Below are 22002 nucleotides of genomic sequence, written 5' to 3'. Positions count from 1 at the left end.
TCACTGGCCCTGCTGCGGCGTCTCCCCACCCATGCAACGAATCGCCCGCTTGCGGTTGTCCACCAGTACGCCGGTCAGGCCTTTTTGCTGAGTATCGAACAGCACCAGCACCCCATCCACGCACTGCGCCACTTGCGGCGCCGGGTCGAGGGACACCTTGTAGTCCTCCCCCGGCACGGTCTTGAGCATGGTGTAATCCTGCAGCAACAACGCGTCCTCGGGCTTGGCGAAATGCAGGTAGCCGTAATACCAAAGGGCTCCCACCGTCACGATGATGCTGCCGACACCGGTCAGGATCAGAGGGATGGCGTTGCGTTCTTCACTCATTGCTTGTTCTTCTCGTCAGGGTAGTTAGGCACTTCGGCCAGCCGCCGCAGGCCGTTGAAATGGCTGGGGTCTTCAAGAAAACGCAGCATCACCTGGCGCCACACCGGGTCGGCGAAGGTCTGCACATGGCCTCCCCGGGTCAGCTGCAACACGCGCGGTGGCGGTACGTGCTGGTACAGGCTTATACCGTTGTCCATCGGTACCAGCTTGTCGTCGATGCTGTGGAAAAACAGCTTCGGCGGGCCGCTCAGTTGCTCGACCGAGCGGATCGCGCTGTCGCCGTCCGGCACCAGCCAGGACAGCGGCACCTGCAGCGGCCAGGTCATCCACGAAGTACTCAAGGCATAGCGGCCAACGGCGCGATAGCTTGCAGGCACGCCGTCGAACACCAGTGCGCTGAAGCGCTGGCGCTGTTCGGGGTTGGCCGCTAGATAATGGATCGCCATAGCCCCGCCGAGGCTCTGGCCCAGCAGCACCAGCGGCTTACCTTTGACCTCGGGGGCTTGGTCCAGCCAGGCCATGGCCGCGGCGATATCCTGATAGACCTCGGGCAAGGTCGGTTTGCCCTGGGACAGGCCGTAGCCACGGTAATCGATCATCAGCACCTGGTAGCCCTGCTCGGGCAGCCAGTAGCTGCCACCCAGGTGGCCTGGCAGGTTGCCGCCATTGCCGTGCAAGTGCAACACCGTGCCCTTGACCTCGACACCCACCTTGGCCGGCAGCCACCAACCATGCAGCCGGACGCCATCGGAGGTCACGAGGCTGACATCGCGGTAGTCGAGTTTGGCCCGCTCCGGGGTGAACGCCTGCCCAGGCTCCGGGTAGAACAGCAGGCTGCTGCAACCACTAAGCAGCAGGACCAGGCCCAGGACCAGCAGGCGGCAGCACTCAGAGAATGTTCGCGTAGTCGGCTTCAATACGGTCCAGGCTCAGGTGGTTGAGGAAGTTGGAGAAGCACATCCAGGCCGACAGCGCGCTAAGGTCTCGGAACTGCTCCGGCAGGTACTTGGGCGGCTCCACCAGGCCTTCTTCGACCAACTGGCGCAGGGTACGCATGTCTTCCAGGGTGGTCTTGCCGCAGAACAGCAACGGAATCTGTTCGAGCTTGCCCTTCTTCACGGCCAACTGAATGTAGTTGTAAACCATGATGAAGCCCTTGAGGTAGGACAAGTCCTTGGTGAATGGCAGACCATTGGGCACCGAGCCACGGAACACACGGCTGGCATTACTGTAGCACTGCGCCATTTCAAAGCCTTGCTCGCGGAAGAACCCGTAGACCTGCATGAAGTCCGCGCCCTCCTCGACCATGTGGATGGCCCGGGTGCGGTTGGTCAGCTTGCGCAAGCGGCTGGGGTAGGAGGCGAACGCGATCACCTCCATGAGGATCGCCAGCCCTTCCTGGGTCACCGTCGACGAGGGCGGCCCCTTGGCCAGGAACGTGCAGATCGGCTGGTTGAGGCCATTGAGCGTGGTACCCACATGCACCAAGCCCTCGTGAACTTCCAGGGCGCGCACGTCACGGCTGTTGAACATGGCATCGGCGCGTACCTTGATGTAGTCGGCGCCCGCCGCGGCATCGGCAACGATACCGTCCGACTCGAACACACGGATGGTCTCTTCGGCTTCGCCGAACACTTTGTTCAGGCGGCGCTGGAGGATATCCACGGCTTCTTTGGCGGTGAGGTTCTTCGGTTCGTCCTTGAGGTCGCCCCGGCCGTCGATGTTATTCAGGTAGTCCGACAGCATCAGGCCGAGGTCGGCCAGGGTTGGGTCACCGGCGTGGAACGCATCGGAGGCCGCGCCATAGAGCTCCTGCGAGATCAGCCCGAAGTCCTCGGTGCCGCGCGCTTCGAGCATGCGCACCACCATGCGGTATTCCTTGCACATGCGCCGCATGATCTGGCCCACCGGGTTGAACTGGCCCAACTGGCGGGTGATGTCACGCTCAATGCTCTGGAATTCGGCTTTCACCGCACTGGAATCGAACGACAGTGGCCGTGACTGGTAGTAGGCGCGGTCCACCGCCGGAGGTTCCTTGCCCTTGGCCTTGAGGAAACCCTGACGGATGCTGTCGTCCCACTTCACGGCGTCGAGCACGCGAATAGGGGTCTGCGCAGCGACGATGCGGTCGGACAACGCGCGTATGGTTTGCTGGTACTCGTCCACCGGGGGACTCCTTTCTAGAACAGGATACCTGTACCGGCGTCTTCGCGGCTAAAGCCGCTCCCACAGGGATAGCACAACTCTCTGGCGTGACACTGTACCTGTGGGAGCGGCTTCAGCCGCGAAGAAGCCAGCTCGGTCATTTGCCGGACCGCTGAAACCGCGCTACCTCGACGAACAGGTCGGAGTTGGCCGGATCGTCCAGATAAGCCAGCACCCGCGCCGACGGGCTGTCGATCACCACGCCTTCACCATTGTCTTCCGGCACCTCGGTGCTGCGCCCGGTCAACTCCTTCTTCTCGACCGCCTGCTGCACCTGCTCGACGTCGAGGTTGTAGACCACCAGCTCCTTGCCATCGACGATGTCGAAGCCGCCGATCAGGAAATTACCCCCCAGGCGCTTGGGCACCCCGGCCGACAGGTACCAGCGGTTGCCATGGCGCGACACGGTAAAGACGTACTCTTCAGGCTTTTTGCCCTTGGCCGTGGCAACCGCCTTGTAGGCATCGGCACCGCTGCGGCTGATGACCAGCTTCAGCGGCTCGCCCCAGGCATCCTTGCTGCTCCACTTGCCAAGCAATGCCTTGGGCGCCGCCTGGTTGCTCGGCAGCGGCTCATGGAAGGTCACCAGACAACCGCCCAGCAGCAGGAATGACAACGTCAACAACACCACACGCCAGGCTTTCATCAAGTTCTCCTTGAAAATTCGGTCTCAGCTCAGCCCGATGCCAACACCAAGTGCAAGTACCGGGTAAGCATAGCGAGCATCTGCCCATCGGCTTGCGCGTTCGCGTCCTTGAGCAGGCCCTGATATTCCATCTGCTCGATTATCGCCGTCAACATTTGGGCGTCCTGTTCCGGCTGCTGCGAGCCGACCACCTGCAGCAACTGCCGGGTGCCGTGCAGCAGGATCTGCTCGTGGGCGCAGACCAGCTCGGCCAGGCGCGGGCATAGCAAGGCCTCCTGACGGAAGGCTTGCTCGGCCATGAGGAAGTCACGGCGGTTGTGCAACTGGCGCGACACATAGTCGGCGGTCATGCGCGCCACTTCATCGGCCAACCGTGCCCGCGACTCCACGCTACCGTCACCCTGCGCCATCAACTGACGCAGCAGCACTTCGGTATTGGCCCACAGCTTGGCCATGTAGGCAGCGCTGCGCTCGACGTACTGGGCGAAGGTATCGGTGAGCAGGTCCTCGATGTCCTTGAAGTAGTACGTGGTGGCCGACAGCGGCACCCCGGCCTCGGCAGCCACGGCGCGGTGACGCACGCCACGTACGCCGTCACGCACGACGATGCGCATGGCGGCATCGAGGATCAGCTGGCGGCGCTGTTCGCTGCCTTGACGGGCGGTCTTGCGCCCTTGGTACTGCACGCTTTCGGCGACGGCGGTGGCGATGCCGGCGGCGCCTTGCTGGTCCATTGCGGGGGTCACGGGGGTACCTCAAGAAGAGTGGTTTGTCAGTGCTGGCCCTTTTGCGGGTAAACCCGCTCCCACAGGTACACCACAGGCCTCAAGAACTGTGCTGTAACTGTGGGAGCGGGTTTACCCGCGAAAGGGCCGGTACAACCGATACAAGTGTACAGGCAAGAAAAAGCCGCCTCGAAAGGCGGCTTGTTCAGACGACTCAGGCCTGCGGACGCATGTGCGGGAACAGGATCACGTCACGGATCGACGGCGAGTTGGTCAGCAGCATCACCAGACGGTCGATACCGATGCCTTCACCAGCGGTCGGCGGCATGCCGTATTCCAGGGCACGAACGAAGTCGGCATCGTAGTGCATGGCTTCGTCGTCACCCGCGTCCTTCTCGGCGACCTGAGCCAGGAAGCGCTCGGCCTGATCTTCGGCATCGTTGAGCTCGGAGTAGGCGTTGGCGATTTCGCGGCCACCGATGAACAGTTCGAAGCGGTCGGTCACGGCAGGGTTGTCGTCGTTGCGACGGGCCAGCGGCGAAACTTCGAACGGGTACTCGGTGATGAAATGCGGCTGCTCCAGCTTGTGCTCGACCAGCTCTTCGAAAATCATCACTTGCAGTTTGCCCAGGCCTTCGTGGCCCAGCACCTTGGCACCGGCCTTCTTGGCGATTTCACGGGCGCGGTCGACGTCTTGCAAGTCGGCGGCGGTGAGTTCCGGGTTGTACTTGAGGATCGAGTCGAACACCGACAGGCGGGCGAACGGCTCGCCGAAGTGGAACACCTTGTCGCCGTATGGCACGTCGGTGCTGCCCAGTACCAGCATCGCCAGCTCGCGGAACAGTTCCTCGGTGAGGTCCATGTTGTCGCGGTAGTCGGCATAAGCCTGGTAGAACTCGAGCATGGTGAACTCGGGGTTGTGCCGGGTCGAAACGCCTTCGTTACGGAAGTTGCGGTTGATCTCGAACACTTTCTCGAAGCCACCAACCACCAGGCGCTTGAGGTACAGCTCAGGCGCGATACGCAGGAACATGGCCATGTCCAGCGCGTTGTGGTGGGTTTCGAACGGCTTGGCCGCAGCGCCGCCCGGAATGGTCTGCAGCATCGGCGTTTCGACTTCGAGGAAGTCGCGCTCGATGAGGAATTTGCGGATGTGCGAGATCACCTGCGAACGCACGCGGAAAGTGTTGCGGGTTTCTTCGTTGACCATCAGGTCGACGTAACGCTGGCGGTAGCGCTGCTCGGTGTCGGTCAGGCCGTGGTGCTTGTCCGGCAGCGGGCGCAGCGACTTGGTCAGCAGGCGCACGTTGGTCATTTCCACGTACAGGTCGCCCTTGCCCGAACGGGCCAGGGTGCCTTCGGCGCTGATGATGTCGCCCAGGTCCCAGGTCTTGACGGCGGCCAGGGTTTCTTCCGGCAGCGTCTTGCGGTTGACGTAGACCTGAATGCGGCCAGTCATGTCCTGAATGACCATGAACGAGCCACGGTTGAGCATGATGCGACCTGCGACCTTGACCGGGATCGCTGCAGCTTCCAGCTCTTCCTTGGTCTTGTCCGCGTACTGTTTCTGCAGGTCGTTGCAGTAGCTGTCGCGGCGGAAGTCGTTGGGGAAGGCGTTGCCTTTGGCGCGCTCGGCGGCAAGTTTTTCCTTGCGCAGCGCGATCAGGGCGTTTTCTTCCTGTTGCAGGTCTTGCGGTTGGGTGTTGAGGTCGCTCATGTCGTCATTCTTTCCATCAGGTGTTCGTTGCCCCTGTCGGGCAGGGCACGCGATACGGGCCTACGGCCTCGTATCGCGGCGGTGGTGTGCGGTTTACAGGCCCTGCTTGAGGCTCGCTTCCAGATACTGGTCGAGGTCGCCGTCCAGAACCTTCTGGCAGTCGCTACGCTCGACGCCGGTACGCAGGTCCTTGATGCGCGAGTCATCGAGTACGTACGAGCGGATCTGGTGGCCCCAGCCGATGTCCGACTTGCTGTCTTCCAGCGCCTGCGAGGCGGCGTTGCGCTTCTGCATTTCCAGCTCGTACAACTTGGCCCGCAGCATTTTCATGGCGGTGTCTTTGTTGGCGTGCTGGGAGCGTTCGTTCTGGCAGGCCACCACGGTGTTGGTGGGCACGTGGGTGATACGTACCGCCGAGTCGGTGGTGTTCACGTGCTGACCGCCAGCGCCCGAGGAGCGGTAGGTATCGATACGCAGGTCGGACGGGTTGATATCGATCTCGACCTTGTCGTCGATCTCGGGCGAGACGAACACTGCCGAGAACGAGGTGTGGCGGCGAGCGCCGGAGTCGAACGGGCTCTTGCGCACCAGGCGGTGTACACCGATTTCGGTGCGCAGCCAGCCGAAGGCGTATTCGCCCTTGATGTGCACGGTGGCGCCCTTGATACCGGCGACTTCACCTTCGGAAAGCTCGATGATGGTGGCGTCGAAACCACGCTTGTCGGCCCAGCGCAGGTACATGCGCAGCAGGATGTTCGCCCAGTCCTGCGCCTCGGTACCACCGGAGCCGGCCTGGATGTCCAGGTAGGCGTTGTTCATGTCCATCTCGCCGCTGAACATGCGACGGAACTCAAGCTGGGCCAGGTTTTCTTCCAGGCTTTCCAGCTCGGTCACGACATCGCTGACGGCGGCTTCGTCATTCTCTTCGACGGCCATGTCGAGCAAGTCCTTGCTGTCGACCAGGCCGTTGGACAGTTTGTCCAGGGTCTCGACGACCTGCGCCAGCATGGCACGCTCGCGGCCCAGTGCCTGGGCGTACTCGGGCTTGTTCCAGACGTTGGGGTCTTCCAGCTCGCGATTGACTTCGATCAGGCGGTCATGCTTGTGATCGTAGTCAAAGATACCCCCGAATGGACTGGGAACGCTCGGTGAGGTCCTTGATGGTGTTCAGGATCGGTTGGATTTCCATGGGCGGGCAGCTCTCGTGCGAATTCGGTGAAAAGCCCGCGAGTATAACCCAGTCTTGAGTATGGCGGCAGACCCGCTGGGCAGTAGAAAAGGTGCTGGGAGAACGATCTTGGCAGCCTGTTCCGGCCCTATCGCCGGCAAGCCGGCTCCCACGGGTTCGGCGCCGACCTTATGGGGTGCGCTGTATCTGTGGGAGCCGGCTTGCCGGCGATAAGGCTCAGGCGATACCGACCTGGTTGCGCCCGTTGTTCTTGGCCAGGTACAACCCTTTGTCCGCCGCCGAAATCAACTGGCGGCAATGGCTGCCGATGCTCGGCGTCTGGGTCGCCAGGCCGATGCTCACGGTCAGCCGCGAATCGGCCTGGGGCGCGCTGTGCGGAATATTCAGGCCAAGCACCGTCTGGCGCAGCTTCTCGGCAACCAGCCGCGCACCACCTGGCGAGGTGTTGGGCAACACCAGGGCGAATTCCTCGCCACCGTAACGCGCCGGCAGGTCTGTGGGGCGCGAGCACGAACCGCGGATGGCCTCGGCGACCTGACGCAAGGCCTCATCGCCCGCCAAGTGGCCGAAGCTGTCGTTGTAGGCCTTGAAGTAGTCGACATCGATCATCAGCAGGGAAATCTGCTGTTGCTCGCGCATGGCACGACGCCACTCCAGTTCCAGGTACTCATCGAAGTGACGGCGGTTGGACAGCCCGGTAAGGCCGTCGGAGTTCATCAGCCGCTGCAGCATGAGGTTGGTGTCGAGCAACTGCTGTTGGCTGACACGCAGGGCGCGGTAGGCCTCGTCACGCTGCAGCAAGGTCAGGTAGGAACGCGAGTGGTAGCGGATGCGCGCCACCAGTTCGATGGTGTCCGGCAACTTCACCAGGTAATCGTTGGCCCCGGCGGCAAAGGCCGCGCTCTTGACCAAGGGGTCTTCCTTGGTCGACAGGACGATGATCGGAATGTCCTGAGTGGCCGGGTTGTTACGGTACTCGCGCACCAGGGTCAGCCCGTCGAGGCCCGGCATGATCAGGTCTTGAAGGATCACCGTCGGCTTGATGCGCATGGCCTGTGCCACAGCCTGGTGTGGGTCGGCACAGAAGTGGAAGTCGATGTTCTCCTCATGCGCCAGGCCACGACGCACCGCCTCGCCAATCATCGCCTGATCGTCGACCAGCAGGACCATTGCCGAGTTTTCATTGGTGGTCGTGAAACCGTCGATCGGTAGATCATTCATCCGTAATCACCCAGTCACTGCCGGCCAGGCGGCGTGATGCAATACATATCGTCATTTAACAAAGATTTCCATCAGTCGCCCGGCGATTCGTTCCAGCGGGCGTATCTCGACCGCCGCGTCGATGGCCGCGGCAGCCTTGGGCATGCCATACACAGCGCTGCTGGCCTGGTCCTGCGCGATGGTCAGGAAGCCCTGCTGGCGCATCATTTTGAGGCCCTGAGCGCCATCGCGGCCCATGCCGGTAAGCAGCACGCCTACCGCGTCACCGCTCCAGAAACGTGCCACGCTTTCGAAGAACACGTCGATCGAAGGTCGGTAGATTTCGTTCACCGGCTCGGCAGTGTAGGCCAGTTGGCCATTCTGCAGCAGGCGAATATGGTGGTTGGTGCCAGCCAGCAGCACCTGCCCTGGCTGCGGCGGCTCGCCTTCACGGGCCAGGCGCACCGGCAAACCGCAGGCGGTGCTGAGCCATTCGGCCATGCCGGCGGCGAACACCTGGTCGACATGCTGCACCAGCACGATGGCGGCTGGAAACTCCCGCGGCAAGCCTTTGAGCAGCACCTCGAGCGCGGCCGGCCCTCCGGCTGAAGAGCCGATGGCCACCAGACCACGGCGCTGCGAGGCCGAACGCAGCGGCGCGGACACCGGCTTCGTCGCGCTCGCCCGTTGCTGGCCAATCAGCCAACCGATATTGAGGATTTTGCGCAACAGCGGCGCCGCTGCCTCACGCGCATCTCCCGCACCCAATGCTGGCGTATCGACAACGTCCAAGGCGCCGTGGCCCATGGCCTCGAACACCCGGTGCACGTTCTGCTTGCGGTCGACCGTGACGATGACGATGGCACATGGGGTCTCGGCCATGATCTGGCGCGTGGCCTCGACACCATCCATCACCGGCATGATCAGGTCCATCAGAATCAGGTCCGGCAGTTCCTCACTGCAGCGGCGCACAGCTTCGGCGCCGTTGCTGGCCACCCAGACCACTTGGTGTGCAGGCTCGAAAGCCAGCGCCCGGCGCAGCGCTTCGACGGCCAGTGGCATGTCATTAACGATGGCGATCTTCATCCCTGAGCACCCCCAATCAGCTCCAACACGGCATCCAGCAACGCATCGTCGTGGAAGCTGGCTTTAGCCAAATAGTAGTCGGCGCCAGCATCCAGGCCACGTCTGCGATCTTCTTCGCGATCCTTGTACGACACCACCATCACCGGCAGGGTCTGCAGGCGTTGGTCTCGGCGCACCAGCGTGACCAGCTCGATACCGTCCATGCGCGGCATGTCGATATCGGTAATCAGCAGGTCGAAGTCCTCGCCGCGCAAGGCGTTCCAGCCATCCATGCCATCGACCGCAACCGCTACCTCATAACCGCGGTTGCTCAGCAGCTTGCGTTGCAGCTCGCGCACCGTCAGCGAGTCGTCGACCACCAGAATGCGTTTGCGATTGGCGCCACGCACGCCCTGGGCACTGCGTTCGATACGTTCAAGGCGGCCGGTGCTGAGCAATTTCTCGACCGACCGCAACAGGTCTTCGACATCGACGATCAGCACCACCGAGCCATCATCCAGCAGCGCACCGGCGGAAATATCCTGAACCTTGCCCAACCGCGGGTCGAGCGGCATCACCACCAGTACCCGCTCGCCAATCAGACGCTCCACGGCCACGCCATACAACTGTTCACGCTCGCGGATCACCACCACCCGCAGGCTGCTTTCATCCCCCTGCCCAGCCGGGCGGTTGAGCAACTGGGTTGCGGCGACCAGGCCTATATGACGGCCTTCGTGCCAGAAATGCTGGCGACCTTCGATCTGCACGATCTCTTCGGCGGCCACTTCCAAGGTGCGCTCGATGTGTGCCAGCGGGAAGGCGTACGCTTCGCCGCCGACCTCGACCACCAGGCTGCGCACCACCGACAGCGTCAGCGGCACCTCCAGCCGAAAACGACAGCCCTGGCCGGCGACCTGAGTCAGCTCGATGGCGCCACGCAGGTCTCGCACCATGTGCTGCACGGCATCCAGGCCAACACCGCGCCCGGACACTTCAGTCACCTTGTCACGCAGGCTGAAGCCCGGCAGGAACAGGAAGGTGAGCAACTCCGCCTCGCTCATTCGCGCCAGGGTCTCGGCAGGCGACAGCCCGCGCTCGGCGATGCTGTGGCGCAGTCGCTCCAGGTCGATGCCAGCTCCGTCGTCACTCAATTCGAGCATCAACAGCCCGGCCTGGTGCGAGGCGCGCAAGCGAATCACCCCCTCCGCGGGTTTGCCTGCCAACACCCGCCGCTCGGGCAACTCGATGCCATGGTCGACGGCGTTGCGCAGCAGATGGGTCAGTGGCGCTTCGAGCTTTTCCAATACGTCGCGATCGACCTGGGTCTTGTCGCCCTCGATCTGCAGGCGCACCTGTTTACCCAGCGAGCGGCCGAGGTCGCGGACCATGCGGCTTTGCCCGGTCAGCACATCGGCGAAGGGCCGCATGCGGCAGGCCAGGGCGGTGTCGTACAGCAATTGCGCACGCTGGCTGGCCTGCCAGCCGAACTCATCAAGGTCGGCGGCCTGTTGCTGCAAGATTTCCTGGGTTTCTGCCAGCAACCGCTGGGTTTGGGCCAGGGCCTCGAGCACTTCAAGGCTCTGGCCGCTGTCTTCGAGCTGGGTTTTAAGACCATCGAGTGCGCGCATGCCTTGCCCATGCATGCGTTTGAGGCGCTGCAGGGTGGCCAGGTAAGGCTTGAGTCGCTGGGTCTCGACCAGCGACTTGCTGGAAAGGTCGAGCAGACTGTTGAGGCGGTCGGCGGTGACGCGCAATACCCGCTCGCCCCCCTCGCCGCCGCGCTTGCCCGGCTTGCGCTGCGGCGGCTCACTGTCGGGCTCTGGCTCCACCAGCACAGGCGCAGGCTCGATCACAGGTGGTTGCAACACCTCCTCCGGTTGCGTCAGCACAACCTGCGGGGTTGCTGGCGCGGGCGTGGTAGGGTCCAGCAGGCTCGCCATCTGCGTCAGGAAAGCCGGCACGGCCGCTTCGCCGGCCGGGTCTCCCGGGGTGGCGATATGCAACAACAGGTCGGTGCCCCGCAGCAGGGTGTCGATATGCTCGGCACTCAGCAACAGCCGCCCTTCCTGAGCGGCCACCAGGCAGTCCTCCATGATGTGGGCAACGCTGACCCCGGCATCGATGCCAACGATTCGCGCCGCACCTTTGAGGGAGTGGGCCGCACGCATGCAGGCTTCCAGCTGGTCAGCCTGGGTCGGGTTGCGCTCCAGGGCCATCAGCCCTGCACTGAGCACTTGGGTCTGGGCCTCGGCTTCCAGGCTGAACAGTTCGAGCAGCGAAGCGTCACGCAATTGCTCTGGGGTCATGACAGGCTCCGCTGCACGGCAGACAGTAATTGGGGATCGTCCAGCACGCGCACGCTGCGTCCGCGCCACTGCAACACGCCTGCAGTGAAAGGAGCACCTTGTTGATCGCCCTCCAGCAAAGCCGGGTCGAGACGGTGAATACCGTCGATTTCGTCCACCGCCATCACCACCGGCCCACCCACGGCGGCCAGGATCAACAAACGCGGCATGGCCCTGGCACTGCGTGAAACACCAGGCATGGCCTCAACCCCCAACAGATCGGCCAGCGACAGACACGGCACCAACGCGCCGCGTACATTGGCCACCCCCTGCAGCACCCGCGAACGTTGGTGCGGCAACGAATGCACGGGCTGAACCGGGGCAATTTCGGCAAGACTGGCGGTGGCCAAGGCCATCCACTCTTCGCCAAGCCGGAACAACAGCATCGAACGGCCCACGCATGCCTCTGCCTGCGCCACCACTTGCGACGAGTCGTCCTGCACCAACGCGTAGCGATCCAACAAGCGCGTGGCGGCTGCGGCATAGACTTCGCAATTGCGACAGTGCACGTGCCGCTCCAGCAACGGGCACTGCTTGTCACCGTGCACGCCAATGCGGTTCCAGCAGTCGTCGATGCGGTCGTCATCCTGAGCGATCAACTCCATCGCGGTATCGCCCTTCATCGTTCAGACTCCCGGCCCACGCGTGCGGCACGCTCCTGCAAACGTCGTGCGCCCGCCTCGTCACCTTGGGCTGCCAGCAGGGCGGCCAGGTGCACCAGGGCCTCCGGATGTTGAGGGTCCAGGTAGAGCGCCTTGCGATAGTGGACCAACGCTTGCGGGGCATTGCCGTCGGTGTCGCTGAGCAGCCCCAACCAGTAATAAACCTGGGCCTTGGGCGCGAACTGGCGTAGATAGCGCTGGCAACCGGCCAGGGCTTGGGCGCTGTCACCGGCGTTGGCCTGGCGTGCGATGCTGGCCAGCAATTCGCTTTCGCTTTCGCGCGGTTCGGGTGCAGCTTGGGCCAACTGGGGCGAGCGCAGAGCACGTGGCGCCGGCACTGGCGCAGGTGGCGGCAGTGGCGAGCGTGGCGCGAATGGCGATGCCACCGTGCGCCGGGGCCTGGCCTCGGGCACTGACGTACTGCCATCTTGGCGAACATAGGCGAACGACTGGGCAATACCCAGCGGACGCATACCCAGGCGTGCAAGCAAGCTGCCTTCGGCCGGGCCGATGAACAATACCCCCTGAGCATGGACCAGGCGCTTGAGCACCTCGAACACCCGCTGCTGGGTCGGCACATCGAAGTAGATGAGCAGGTTGCGACAGAACACGAAGTCGTACAGGCCATTCCGGCTGGACAGCGCCGGGTCGAGCACATTGCCCACCTGTAGCGTCACTTGCTGGCACACCCGCTCATCCAGCTTATGGGAGTCCTCGAGTTTATGGAAATGGCGTTCACGGAACGCCAGCTCATTGCCCCGGAACGAATTGCGTCCGTAGACAGCTTGCTGCGCCTTGGCCACCGAATTGGGGCTGATATCGGTACCGTCGATGTGAAACGACGAGCCGCTCAAGCCCGCATCAAGCAAGGCCATGGCCAGCGAATAGGGTTCCTCGCCAGTCGAACAAGGCAGGCTGAGCAGGCGCAGCGGGCGCTCACCGGCCAGTTCCGCCAGGCGTGTCCGGGCCAACCCGACCAGGGCGGTGAATGACTCCGGGTAACGGAAAAACCAGGTCTCCGGAACGATCACGGCTTCGATGAGCGCTTGTTGCTCGTCAGCCGATTGCTGCAGGTGCAGCCAGTAATCGTCCAGGTCGGTGGCTTCGAGTGCGGCGCAGCGCTGGCGCAGGGCACGTTCGACCATCGGCTCGCCCACCGATTCCACATCCAGGCCGATGCGTTCCTGCAGAAAACGGAAATAGCGTTGCAGGCTCATGTCGGCACCTGCAGGGGCTCGGCCGGGAACAACAGCGCACGCACGCTATCCGACAACAGGTCGTCCACCTCGATGCGCTGCAGCATGCCATCGGCATCCTGGCGAACAGGCCCCAGGTAAGGCGCCTCTGGGTTGTCCAGGCCGTAGGGCTGGAACTCTTCGGGGCGACAGCGCAAGGTGTCGGTGGCTTGCTCGAGGATCAGGCCCAGTTGCTGGCCTTCACGGTAGCGCACCAGCACCAGGCGCGTGCTGGTGCGCTGCGCGGCTGGCACTGCGAAACTCAAGGCCGAAAGGTCGACCACCGGCACCAGGACGCCTCTATGGGCCAGAACGCCCGCAACCCACGCTGGCGCCTGGGCAATCGGCTTCAGCGGACGACGCGGCAGTACCTCGATGACCTCGCGGACATCCAGGGCGAAGCGCTGCTCGCCGATACGAAACTGCAGGTACAGCGCGCCCTTGGCATTGGCCGCCACTTCCGAGTGGGGGTGAAGGTCACTCATCGTCGTCAGACTTTGAAGCGCGACACACCGCCGCGCAGGCCTGCAGCCACCTGGCTCAGCTCGTCGATGGCGAAGCTGGCCTGGCGCAACGATTCCACCGTCTGGGTGCTGGCGTCGCTGAGCTGGGCCAGCGCCTGGTTGATCTGCTCGGCGCCCGTGGCCTGGGCCTGCATGCCGTCATTGACCATCAGCACCCGTGGCGCCAGGGCCTGAACCTGGTGGATGATCTGACTGAGCTGCTCACCCACCTGCTGCACCTCGAACATGCCACGGCGCACTTCTTCGGAGAACTTGTCCATGCCCATCACCCCGGCCGACACGGCCGACTGGATTTCGCGCACCATTTGCTCGATATCGTAGGTGGCCACGGCGGTCTGGTCGGCCAGGCGGCGCACCTCGGTGGCGACCACGGCGAAGCCTCGGCCGTACTCACCGGCCTTTTCAGCCTCGATGGCGGCATTGAGCGACAGCAAGTTGGTCTGGTCGGCAACCTTGACGATGGTCACCACCACCTGGGTAATGTTGCTGGCTTTCTCGTTGAGGATCGCCAGCTTGGCATTGACCAGTTCGGCGGCGCCCATCACCTGATGCATGGTCTCTTCCATTCGCGCCAGGCCCTGCTGACCGGAACCGGCAAGGCTGGAGGCCTGATCGGCAGCGCTGGTGACCTCGGTCATGGTGCGGACCAGGTCACGGGAAGTGGCGGCAATCTCCCGCGAAGTGGCGCCAATTTCGGTGGTGGTGGCGGCGGTTTCGGTGGCGGTGGCCTGCTGCTGCTTGGAGGTGGCGGCGATCTCGGTCACCGAAGTGGTCACCTGCACCGAGGAACGCTGGGCCTGGGACACCAGGTTGGCCAGGGCCTCGGCCATTTCGTTGAAACCGGTCTCGATAGCACCGAATTCGTCCTTGCGGTCCAGGCTGAGGCGCATGCTCAGGTCACCCGAGCGCAGTTTGTCGAGGGCATGGACGATACGCTGCATGGGTGCGGTAATGGCCCGCATCAGCAGGAGCCCACAGATACCTGCCGCCACGATCGCCAGCAACAGCGAGACCAACATGCTGCCCTTGGCAGTGCTCACTGCGGAGACGATCTCCTTGGTGTCGGCATCGGCGGACTCCCGATTGTGTTCGATGACCGTATTGAGGTGCTTGCGCCCATCCAGCCAGGCCGGGGTAAGCACCTCGATGATCAGCCGCTCGGCTTCCGCGTAGTCGCGCTGACGGTAGGCCTCCAGCACCTGACCGATGATCTTGAGGTAGCTCTCTTCCATCTGAATGAAGGTGTCGAACCGGGCCTGATCGTCGCTGTCCTGGATGGTGCCCTGATAGTTCGCCATCTGTTGCTTGAGACGGTCCTCGAAGCTTTTGAACAAATCCATGTCGGCCGTGGTGATTTCACGGTGCTTGGACAACCCGACCAATTGCTGGCTGGTGACGTAACTGTCGACCCAGGCACTGCGAATCATCGAACTGTAGTAGAGCCCAGGGATGCTGTCGGTCCCCACGGCTTCCTCAGCGCTTTCAATCGTCACCAGCCGCGAGTAGGCGGCCACGATCATCAGCAGCATGATGGCGATGATCACGGCGAAACTTGCCAGGATCCGTTGGCGCAAGGTCCAGTTCTTCACATTCAGCCCTCAGGAATTCACAACGAGCGGGAAAAATCGCCGAAGTATAGCCCAGGCTTCCTACGCTTTTGCGGCTGAAGTTCGCAGTTTCAGGCGTCCATGCCCTAAAGAGTGGCCTTTTGCCGCATCATTGCGCCGCAGCCAGCCTGACCTGGGCTTCCAGCTCCTGACGCAAGGCCGGGTCCAGGCGCAGCTGGCGTGCCAGTTCATCCAGGTAGGCACGCTCCATGAAATTCTCCTGATCGACCATCATCACGCTGGCCAGGTACATCTCGGCGGCCATTTCCGGCGTCTGCGCAGCGCGAGCCACCTCGGCCGGGTCCAGCGGCTTGTTCAGCTCGTCGTGCAACCAGTGTTGCAGCTCACGGTCGCTGTCCAGGCGGGTGAACTCACCTTCGATCAAGGCACGCTCGCGGTCATCGATATGGCCATCGGACTTGGCCGCTGCCACCAATGCCCGCAGTACCGCCTGGCTGTGCTGCTCGGCCTGGGACGCTGGCAGGCGGTCGAGGGTCTGCGGTTCGGTGCCCTGCCCCGTACCCTGGCGTGCCTGCCAGTTGCCATAGGCCTTGTAGGCCAGCACGCCGAGCGCCGCCAAGCCGCCGTAGGTCAGGACTTTGCCGCCGTACTTGCGCGCTTTCTTGTTGCCCAGCAGCAAGCCCATCGCCCCGGCTGCCAGGGCACCGCCGCCAGCGCCGGAGAGCAGGCTGCCCAGGCCACCGGCACTTGCGGCAGGCTTGCCTGCAGAGCCTGAGGTGGTTTGTTTGTTCAGCAGTTCCTGGCCAGATTTGAGCAGTTGGTCGAGCAGGCCTCGGGTGTTCATGTGCACGTCTCCACGGTGCGTAAAGTCACCGCCAGAGTAAGGCTTGCCGGGGCGGACACCACCGCTGGATTTGCTTCCAGATGTTGCGTTACCGGCGCAAAACCCAACTAGACTCGACTTCGCCAACAACCCGCACAACCGCACTACGCTTATAACAAAGGCTTCACCGCTTTCTTGATGACTGCCCCGACCAAGATCTCCAAGAAGAGGGAACACCATGTCAGTGCACAAGACCGCATTGCTCGGCGCCGTGAGCGGCGCGTTGCTGGCCAGCGCCGGCCTGCAGGCCGCCGACTTGCCCAAGGCCCTGGGTGCCGGCGAAGGGCGACTGGATATCGTCGCCTGGCCCGGCTACATCGAGCGCGGTGAAAGCGACAAGGCCTACGACTGGGTCACAGGTTTCGAAAAGGAAACCGGCTGCAAGGTCAGCGTGAAGACCGCCGCCACCTCCGATGAGATGGTCAGCCTGATGACCAAGGGCGGCTACGACCTGGTCACCGCCTCGGGCGACGCCTCGCTGCGCCTGATCGTCGGCAAGCGGGTGCAGCCCATCAATACCGCGCTGATCCCCAACTGGAAGCACATCGACCCGCGCCTGCAGAACGGCGGCTGGTACGTGGTCGACGAGCAGGTCTACGGCACCCCGTACCAGTGGGGGCCGAACGTGCTGCTGTACAACACCAACGTGTTCAAGCAGCCACCCGCCAGCTGGGGCGTGGTCTTCGAGCCGCAGGACCTGCCCGACGGCAAGCCGAACAAAGGCCGGGTACAGGCCTATGACGGGCCGATCTACATCGCCGATGCCGCGCTGTATCTGAAATCGGCCAAGCCCGAACTGGGCATCCAGGACCCCTACGAGCTCAACGAAACCCAGTACAAGGCCGTGCTGGAACTGCTGCGCCAACAGCAACCGCTGATCCACCGCTACTGGCATGACGCAACGGTGCAGATGAGCGATGTGAAGAACGAAGGTGTGGTCGCCTCCAGCTCCTGGGGCTACATGGTCAACGGCCTGAAAGCCGAGAACCAGCCCGTGGCCTCGACCATACCGAAGGAAGGCGCCACCGGCTGGGCCGACACCACCATGCTGCACAGCGAGGCCAAGCACCCGAACTGCGCCTACAAGTGGATGGACTGGTCGTTGCAGCCGAAAGTGCAAGGGGATGTCGCGGCGTGGTTCGGCTCGCTGCCAGCAGTGCCTGCGGCGTGCACCGGCAGCGAGCTGCTCGGAGCCGAAGGGTGCAAGACCAACGGTTTCGACAATTTCGACAAGATTGCCTTCTGGAAAACGCCACAGGCCCAAGGTGGCAAGTTCGTGCCGTATAGCCGTTGGACACAGGACTACATTGCGATCATGGGCGGTCGGTAAGGTCGATTGATGCCTGTGTCAGCCTCTTCGCGGGTAAACCCGCTCCCACAGGGTTCAGTGAGTTTCCTGTGGGAGCGGGTTTACCCGCGAAGAGGCCAGCACTGGCAACCCAACATCAGCTGAGTACCGCCCATGCCCCATGCAGTCCAGTTCACCCAGGTTTCCCGCACCTTCGGCGAGGTCAAGGCCGTCGACCAGGTCAGCATCGACATCGAAGACGGCGAGTTCTTCTCCATGCTCGGCCCTTCAGGCTCGGGCAAAACCACCTGCCTGCGACTGATCGCAGGCTTCGAACAACCCAGCAGCGGTTCAATCCGCATTCACGGTATCGAAGCCACTGGCGTGCCGCCCTACCAGCGCGACGTCAACACCGTGTTCCAGGACTACGCACTGTTTCCGCACATGAACGTGCGTGACAACATCGCCTACGGCCTGAAGGTCAAGGGTGTGGCCAAGGCCGAGCGCCATGCCCGCGCCGATGAAGCCCTGGCAATGGTTGCGCTCTCGGGCTACGGCGAACGCAAACCTGCGCAACTCTCAGGTGGCCAACGTCAGCGCGTGGCCCTGGCCCGCGCCCTGGTCAACCGCCCTCGGGTCCTGCTGCTGGACGAACCCCTCGGCGCCCTGGACCTCAAGCTGCGCGAACAGATGCAAGGCGAGCTGAAGAAACTGCAGCGCCAACTGGGCATCACCTTCGTTTTCGTCACCCACGACCAGACCGAGGCCCTGTCGATGTCCGACCGGGTGGCCGTGTTCAACCGCGGTCGCATCGAACAGGTCGATACGCCGCGCAACCTGTACATGAAGCCGGCCACCACCTTCGTCGCCGAGTTCGTCGGCACCTCCAACGTGCTGCGTGGCGAACTGGCCATGCAGCTTAGCGGCAGCGCCACACCGTTTTCCATTCGCCCCGAACACATCCGCCTGGGCGAGCCGGCCACCGGGGCTGATGTCCAGGTCAGTGGTTTGCTGCACGACATCCAGTACCAGGGCAGCGCCACCCGTTATGAAATCCAGCTGGACAGCGGCCAGTTGCTGGCGGTAAGCCACGCCAACGACCGTTGGCAGGATCAGGCTCAGCCCTGGCAACCGGGTCAGCGAGTACATGCGCGCTGGCCGCGCGAAGCCATGACGGTCCTGCGTGAAACCCACCTCGACGAGGGCCGCTGACATGAGCCAGGCCGTGGCATCCACAGGCCTGCTGCGCAGGTTTTCCAACCTGCTCTACCGCCGGCCCAACCTGTACCTGGCGCTGTTGCTGATACCGCCACTGACCTGGTTCGGCGCCATCTACCTGGGGTCGCTGCTGAACCTGCTCTGGCAAGGTTTCTATACCTTCGACGACTTCACCATGGCGGTGACCCCGGACCTGACCCTGGGCAACTTCGCCGCCCTGTTCAACCCGTCGAACTTCGACATCATCCTGCGCACCCTGAGCATGGCCGTGGCGGTGTCGCTGGCCAGCGCCGTACTGGCCTTCCCCATCGCCTACTACATGGCGCGCTACACCAGTGGCAGGACCAAGGCGTTTTTCTACATCGCCGTGATGATGCCGATGTGGGCCAGCTGTATCGTCAAGACCTACGCCTGGACTTTGCTGCTGGCCAAGGGCGGCGTCGCCCAGTGGTTCGTTCAGCAGTTGCACCTCGAAGGCCTGCTGCAACTGGTGCTGGCGGTGCCGGGGGTGGGCGGCAGCACCTTGTCCACCTCGCACCTGGGGCGTTTCATGGTGTTCGTCTACATATGGCTGCCGTTCATGATCCTGCCAGTCCAGGCCTCGCTGGAACGCCTGCCACCGTCGCTGCTGCAGGCCTCGGCCGACCTGGGGGCGACGCCGGGGCAAACCTTCGTGCAAGTGGTTTTGCCGCTTTCCATACCCGGCATCGCCGCAGGCTCGATCTTCACCTTCAGCCTCACCCTCGGCGACTTCATCGTCCCGCAGCTGATCGGCCCGCCCGGATACTTCATCGGCAGCATGGTCTACGCCCAGCAAGGGGCCATCGGCAACATGCCGATGGCTGCTGCCTTCACCCTGGTGCCCATCGTGCTGATCGCGGTCTACCTCTCAATCGTCAAACGCCTGGGAGCCTTCGATGCACTCTGAACGCGCCTCGCTGGGGCTGCACCTGGCCGCGTGGGGCGGGCTGCTGTTCCTGCATTTTCCGATCCTGATCATCATCCTCTATGCCTTCAACACCGAGGATGCGGCCTTCAGCTTCCCGCCAAAGGGCTTCACCCTGAACTGGTTCGCCGTGGCGTTCATGCGGCCAGATGTACTCGAAGCCATCAAACTGTCGCTGCAAGTCGCCTGCCTGGCCACCTTGATTGCCCTGGTGCTCGGCACCCTGGCCTCGGCGGCGCTGTATCGGCGCAGTTTCTTTGGCAAGGAAAGCATCTCGCTGATGCTGATCCTGCCCATCGCCCTGCCCGGTATCATCACCGGCATCGCTTTACTGTCAGCGTTCAAGACCTTGGGCATCGAGCCTGGTGTATTCACCATCGTGGTCGGCCACGCGACCTTTTGCGTGGTGATCGTCTACAACAACGTCATTGCCCGTCTGCGACGCACCTCCCAGAGCCTGATCGAAGCCTCGATGGACCTGGGTGCCGACGGTTGGCAGACCTTCCGCTACATCATTCTGCCCAACCTGGGCTCGGCCCTGCTGGCCGGCGGCATGCTGGCGTTCGCCTTGTCGTTCGACGAGATCATCGTCACCACCTTCACCGCCGGCCATGAGCGCACCCTGCCGATCTGGTTGCTCAACCAGTTGAGCCGCCCCCGCGATGTGCCGGTCACCAATGTCGTCGCCATGCTGGTGATGCTGGTGACCATGTTGCCGATCCTCGGCGCCTATTACCTGACCCGTGGCGGCGAAAGCGTCGCGGGCAGCGGCAAATGACCCTGGAGGAGTCTTCCATGCAAACCCAAATGCTCATTAATGGCCGTCTGGTGACCGGCGAAGGGCCGACCTGGACCGTGCTCAACCCAGCCCTGGGCAGTGCCCTGGCGCAAATCAACGAAGCCACCGAGGCACAGGTCGACCAGGCCGTACGCGCGGCCGACCTGGCCTTCGAAAGCTGGTCCCAGACCAGCCCCAAGGACCGCTCCCTGGCGCTGCTGGCGTTGGCCGACACCATTGAAAACCACGGCGAAGAGCTGGCCAGACTGGAGTCGCAGAACTGCGGCAAGCCCTTTACGGCGGCACTGAATGACGAGATTCCGGCCATTGCCGATGTGTTCCGCTACTTCGCCGGAGCTGCGCGCTGCATGGGCGGCTCGGCGGCTGCCGAATACCTGCCCGGGCACACCTCGATGATCCGCCGTGACCCACTCGGCGTGGTTGCCTCGATCGCCCCCTGGAACTACCCGCTGATGATGCTGGCCTGGAAGATCGCGCCAGCGCTGGCGGCGGGCAATACCGTGGTGATCAAGCCCTCGGAGTTGACCCCGCTGACCGCGCTGCGCCTGGGTGAACTGGCGCAGGACCTGCTGCCACCGGGTGTGCTCAACATCCTTTTCGGCCGCGGCCAGACAGTAGGCAACCCGCTGGTCACCCACCCCAAGGTGCGCATGGTGTCGCTGACCGGCTCCATCCCCACCGGTGCGCACATCATTGGTGCCACGGCTGACAGCGTGAAGCGCATGCACATGGAGTTGGGCGGCAAGGCGCCTGTGCTGGTGTTCGACGATGCCGACATTGATGCAGCCATCGACGGCATTCGCACCTTCGGCTTCTACAACGCCGGCCAGGACTGCACGGCCGCCTGTCGCCTGTATGTGCAAGCTGGCATCTACGAACAATTCGTCGAACGACTGGGCAAAGCGGTGGCCAGCCTTAAACCCGGCCTGCAGGACGCTGAAGACACCGAGCTTGGCCCACTGATCAGCGCCCAGCATCGCGACAAAGTCGCAGGCCTGGTACAGCGCGCCGTCGCCCAGCCGCATATCCGCCTGGTCACCGGCGGCAAGGCCCTGCCAGGTGAGGGTTTCTTCTTCGAACCGACCGTGCTGGCCGATGCCCTGCAGGATGACGAGATCGTGCGCCACGAAGTATTCGGCCCGGTGGTTTCGGTCACCCGTTTCAGTGACGAAGCCCAGGCCCTGGCGTGGGCGAATGACTCGGAATATGGCCTGGCATCCTCGGTATGGACCCGCGACACCGGCCGCGCCCACCGCCTGGCGGCACGTTTGCAATACGGCTGCACCTGGGTCAACACCCATTTCATGCTGGTCAGCGAAATGCCCCATGGTGGGCAGAAGCACTCAGGCTACGGCAAGGACCTGTCGATGTTTGGGCTGGAGGACTACACCTGTGTGCGGCATGTGATGTTCAAGCATTGAGGTATGACGCGAGTGCTCTAGCGCCATTGATATCGGGCG

At 63.2% G+C, this 22002-nt stretch carries 20 protein-coding genes; 5 read left to right on the top strand and 15 right to left on the bottom strand.

Features of this window, described 5'->3' with window-relative positions; all coding sequences use genetic code 11:
- The 15 genes from PspTeo4_RS29310 to PspTeo4_RS29240 all read right to left on the bottom strand — a co-directional run bounded on the left by PspTeo4_RS29310 (position 1) and on the right by PspTeo4_RS29240 (position 16252).
- Positions 1-327, bottom strand: a complete 327-nt coding sequence (locus PspTeo4_RS29310; protein WP_322367087.1) for a hypothetical protein — start codon at positions 325-327, stop codon at positions 1-3.
- Entirely contained in the window at positions 324-1244 is a 921-nt protein-coding gene (locus tag PspTeo4_RS29305) for an alpha/beta hydrolase (RefSeq protein WP_322367086.1), read from the bottom strand. The genes PspTeo4_RS29310 and PspTeo4_RS29305 overlap by 4 nt, the downstream gene beginning before the upstream one ends.
- On the bottom strand, positions 1216-2493 hold the full coding sequence (locus PspTeo4_RS29300; RefSeq protein WP_322367085.1) for a flavohemoglobin expression-modulating QEGLA motif protein: 1278 nt from the start codon (positions 2491-2493) through the stop codon (positions 1216-1218). Before PspTeo4_RS29300 ends, PspTeo4_RS29305 begins: the two co-directional genes overlap by 29 nt.
- A gap of 136 nt (positions 2494-2629) precedes the next feature.
- Positions 2630-3178 (bottom strand): hypothetical protein, encoded by a 549-nt coding sequence (locus tag PspTeo4_RS29295; protein ID WP_322367084.1) that lies wholly within the window; start codon positions 3176-3178, stop codon positions 2630-2632.
- Positions 3179-3207: 29 nt separating this feature from the next.
- Positions 3208-3912, bottom strand: a complete 705-nt coding sequence (locus PspTeo4_RS29290; protein ID WP_322367129.1) for a TetR/AcrR family transcriptional regulator — start codon at positions 3910-3912, stop codon at positions 3208-3210.
- 205 nt (positions 3913-4117) lie between these two features.
- Positions 4118-5620, bottom strand: coding sequence for a lysine--tRNA ligase (gene lysS / locus PspTeo4_RS29285; protein WP_322367083.1), 1503 nt, complete (start codon positions 5618-5620; stop codon positions 4118-4120).
- 93 nt (positions 5621-5713) lie between these two features.
- Positions 5714-6809 (bottom strand): peptide chain release factor 2 gene (prfB, locus tag PspTeo4_RS29280; RefSeq protein WP_322367082.1). Its coding sequence is split into 2 segments (ribosomal slippage): positions 5714-6736 and positions 6738-6809, totalling 1095 coding nucleotides; the frame shifts between segments, so codons are not numbered across the junction.
- A 216-nt stretch (positions 6810-7025) separates the two neighbouring features.
- Entirely contained in the window at positions 7026-8030 is a 1005-nt protein-coding gene (wspR, locus tag PspTeo4_RS29275) for a Wsp signal transduction system regulator diguanylate cyclase WspR (protein WP_322367081.1), read from the bottom strand.
- Between the two features lie 51 nt (positions 8031-8081).
- Positions 8082-9095 (bottom strand): chemotaxis response regulator protein-glutamate methylesterase, encoded by a 1014-nt coding sequence (locus PspTeo4_RS29270; RefSeq protein ID WP_322367080.1) that lies wholly within the window; start codon positions 9093-9095, stop codon positions 8082-8084.
- Positions 9092-11380 (bottom strand): hybrid sensor histidine kinase/response regulator, encoded by a 2289-nt coding sequence (locus tag PspTeo4_RS29265; RefSeq protein WP_322367079.1) that lies wholly within the window; start codon positions 11378-11380, stop codon positions 9092-9094. The genes PspTeo4_RS29270 and PspTeo4_RS29265 overlap by 4 nt, the downstream gene beginning before the upstream one ends.
- Positions 11377-12042, bottom strand: coding sequence for a chemotaxis protein CheW (locus PspTeo4_RS29260; RefSeq protein WP_322367078.1), 666 nt, complete (start codon positions 12040-12042; stop codon positions 11377-11379). Before PspTeo4_RS29260 ends, PspTeo4_RS29265 begins: the two co-directional genes overlap by 4 nt.
- Entirely contained in the window at positions 12039-13298 is a 1260-nt protein-coding gene (locus PspTeo4_RS29255) for a CheR family methyltransferase (protein WP_322367077.1), read from the bottom strand. Before PspTeo4_RS29255 ends, PspTeo4_RS29260 begins: the two co-directional genes overlap by 4 nt.
- Complete coding sequence (locus PspTeo4_RS29250; RefSeq protein WP_322367076.1) at positions 13295-13801, bottom strand: chemotaxis protein CheW; 507 nt, start codon at positions 13799-13801, stop codon at positions 13295-13297. The genes PspTeo4_RS29255 and PspTeo4_RS29250 overlap by 4 nt, the downstream gene beginning before the upstream one ends.
- 5 nt (positions 13802-13806) lie before the next feature.
- A complete protein-coding gene (locus PspTeo4_RS29245; protein WP_322367075.1) occupies positions 13807-15429 on the bottom strand; it encodes a methyl-accepting chemotaxis protein in 1623 nt (540 codons plus the stop codon).
- A gap of 127 nt (positions 15430-15556) precedes the next feature.
- A complete protein-coding gene (locus PspTeo4_RS29240; RefSeq protein ID WP_322367074.1) occupies positions 15557-16252 on the bottom strand; it encodes a tellurite resistance TerB family protein in 696 nt (231 codons plus the stop codon).
- A gap of 217 nt (positions 16253-16469) precedes the next feature.
- Here PspTeo4_RS29240 and ydcS point away from each other — a divergent pair, with 217 nt between their 5' ends.
- From ydcS to PspTeo4_RS29215, 5 genes are all read left to right on the top strand, one after another.
- The gene (gene ydcS / locus PspTeo4_RS29235) at positions 16470-17621 is read left to right on the top strand and encodes a putative ABC transporter substrate-binding protein YdcS (protein WP_322367073.1); all 1152 of its coding nucleotides are present in this window, start codon (positions 16470-16472) and stop codon (positions 17619-17621) included.
- A gap of 132 nt (positions 17622-17753) precedes the next feature.
- Positions 17754-18791: an ABC transporter ATP-binding protein gene (locus PspTeo4_RS29230; protein ID WP_322367072.1), complete on the top strand. Its 1038-nt coding sequence runs from the start codon at positions 17754-17756 to the stop codon at positions 18789-18791.
- Position 18792: 1 nt separating this feature from the next.
- The gene (locus PspTeo4_RS29225; RefSeq protein ID WP_322367071.1) at positions 18793-19725 is read left to right on the top strand and encodes an ABC transporter permease; all 933 of its coding nucleotides are present in this window, start codon (positions 18793-18795) and stop codon (positions 19723-19725) included.
- The gene (locus PspTeo4_RS29220) at positions 19715-20521 is read left to right on the top strand and encodes an ABC transporter permease (protein ID WP_322367070.1); all 807 of its coding nucleotides are present in this window, start codon (positions 19715-19717) and stop codon (positions 20519-20521) included. Before PspTeo4_RS29225 ends, PspTeo4_RS29220 begins: the two co-directional genes overlap by 11 nt.
- 17 nt (positions 20522-20538) lie before the next feature.
- Positions 20539-21963 carry a gamma-aminobutyraldehyde dehydrogenase gene (locus PspTeo4_RS29215; protein ID WP_322367069.1) on the top strand — a complete coding sequence of 475 codons (1425 nt, stop codon included), beginning with the start codon at positions 20539-20541 and terminating at the stop codon, positions 21961-21963.
- The last annotated feature ends 39 nt before the right edge of the window (positions 21964-22002 follow it).

The sequence above is a fragment of the Pseudomonas sp. Teo4 genome, from assembly GCF_034387475.1.
In the GTDB taxonomy this organism is placed as follows: Bacteria; Pseudomonadota; Gammaproteobacteria; order Pseudomonadales; family Pseudomonadaceae; genus Aquipseudomonas.
This window is presented reverse-complemented; position numbering and strand designations above follow the sequence as displayed.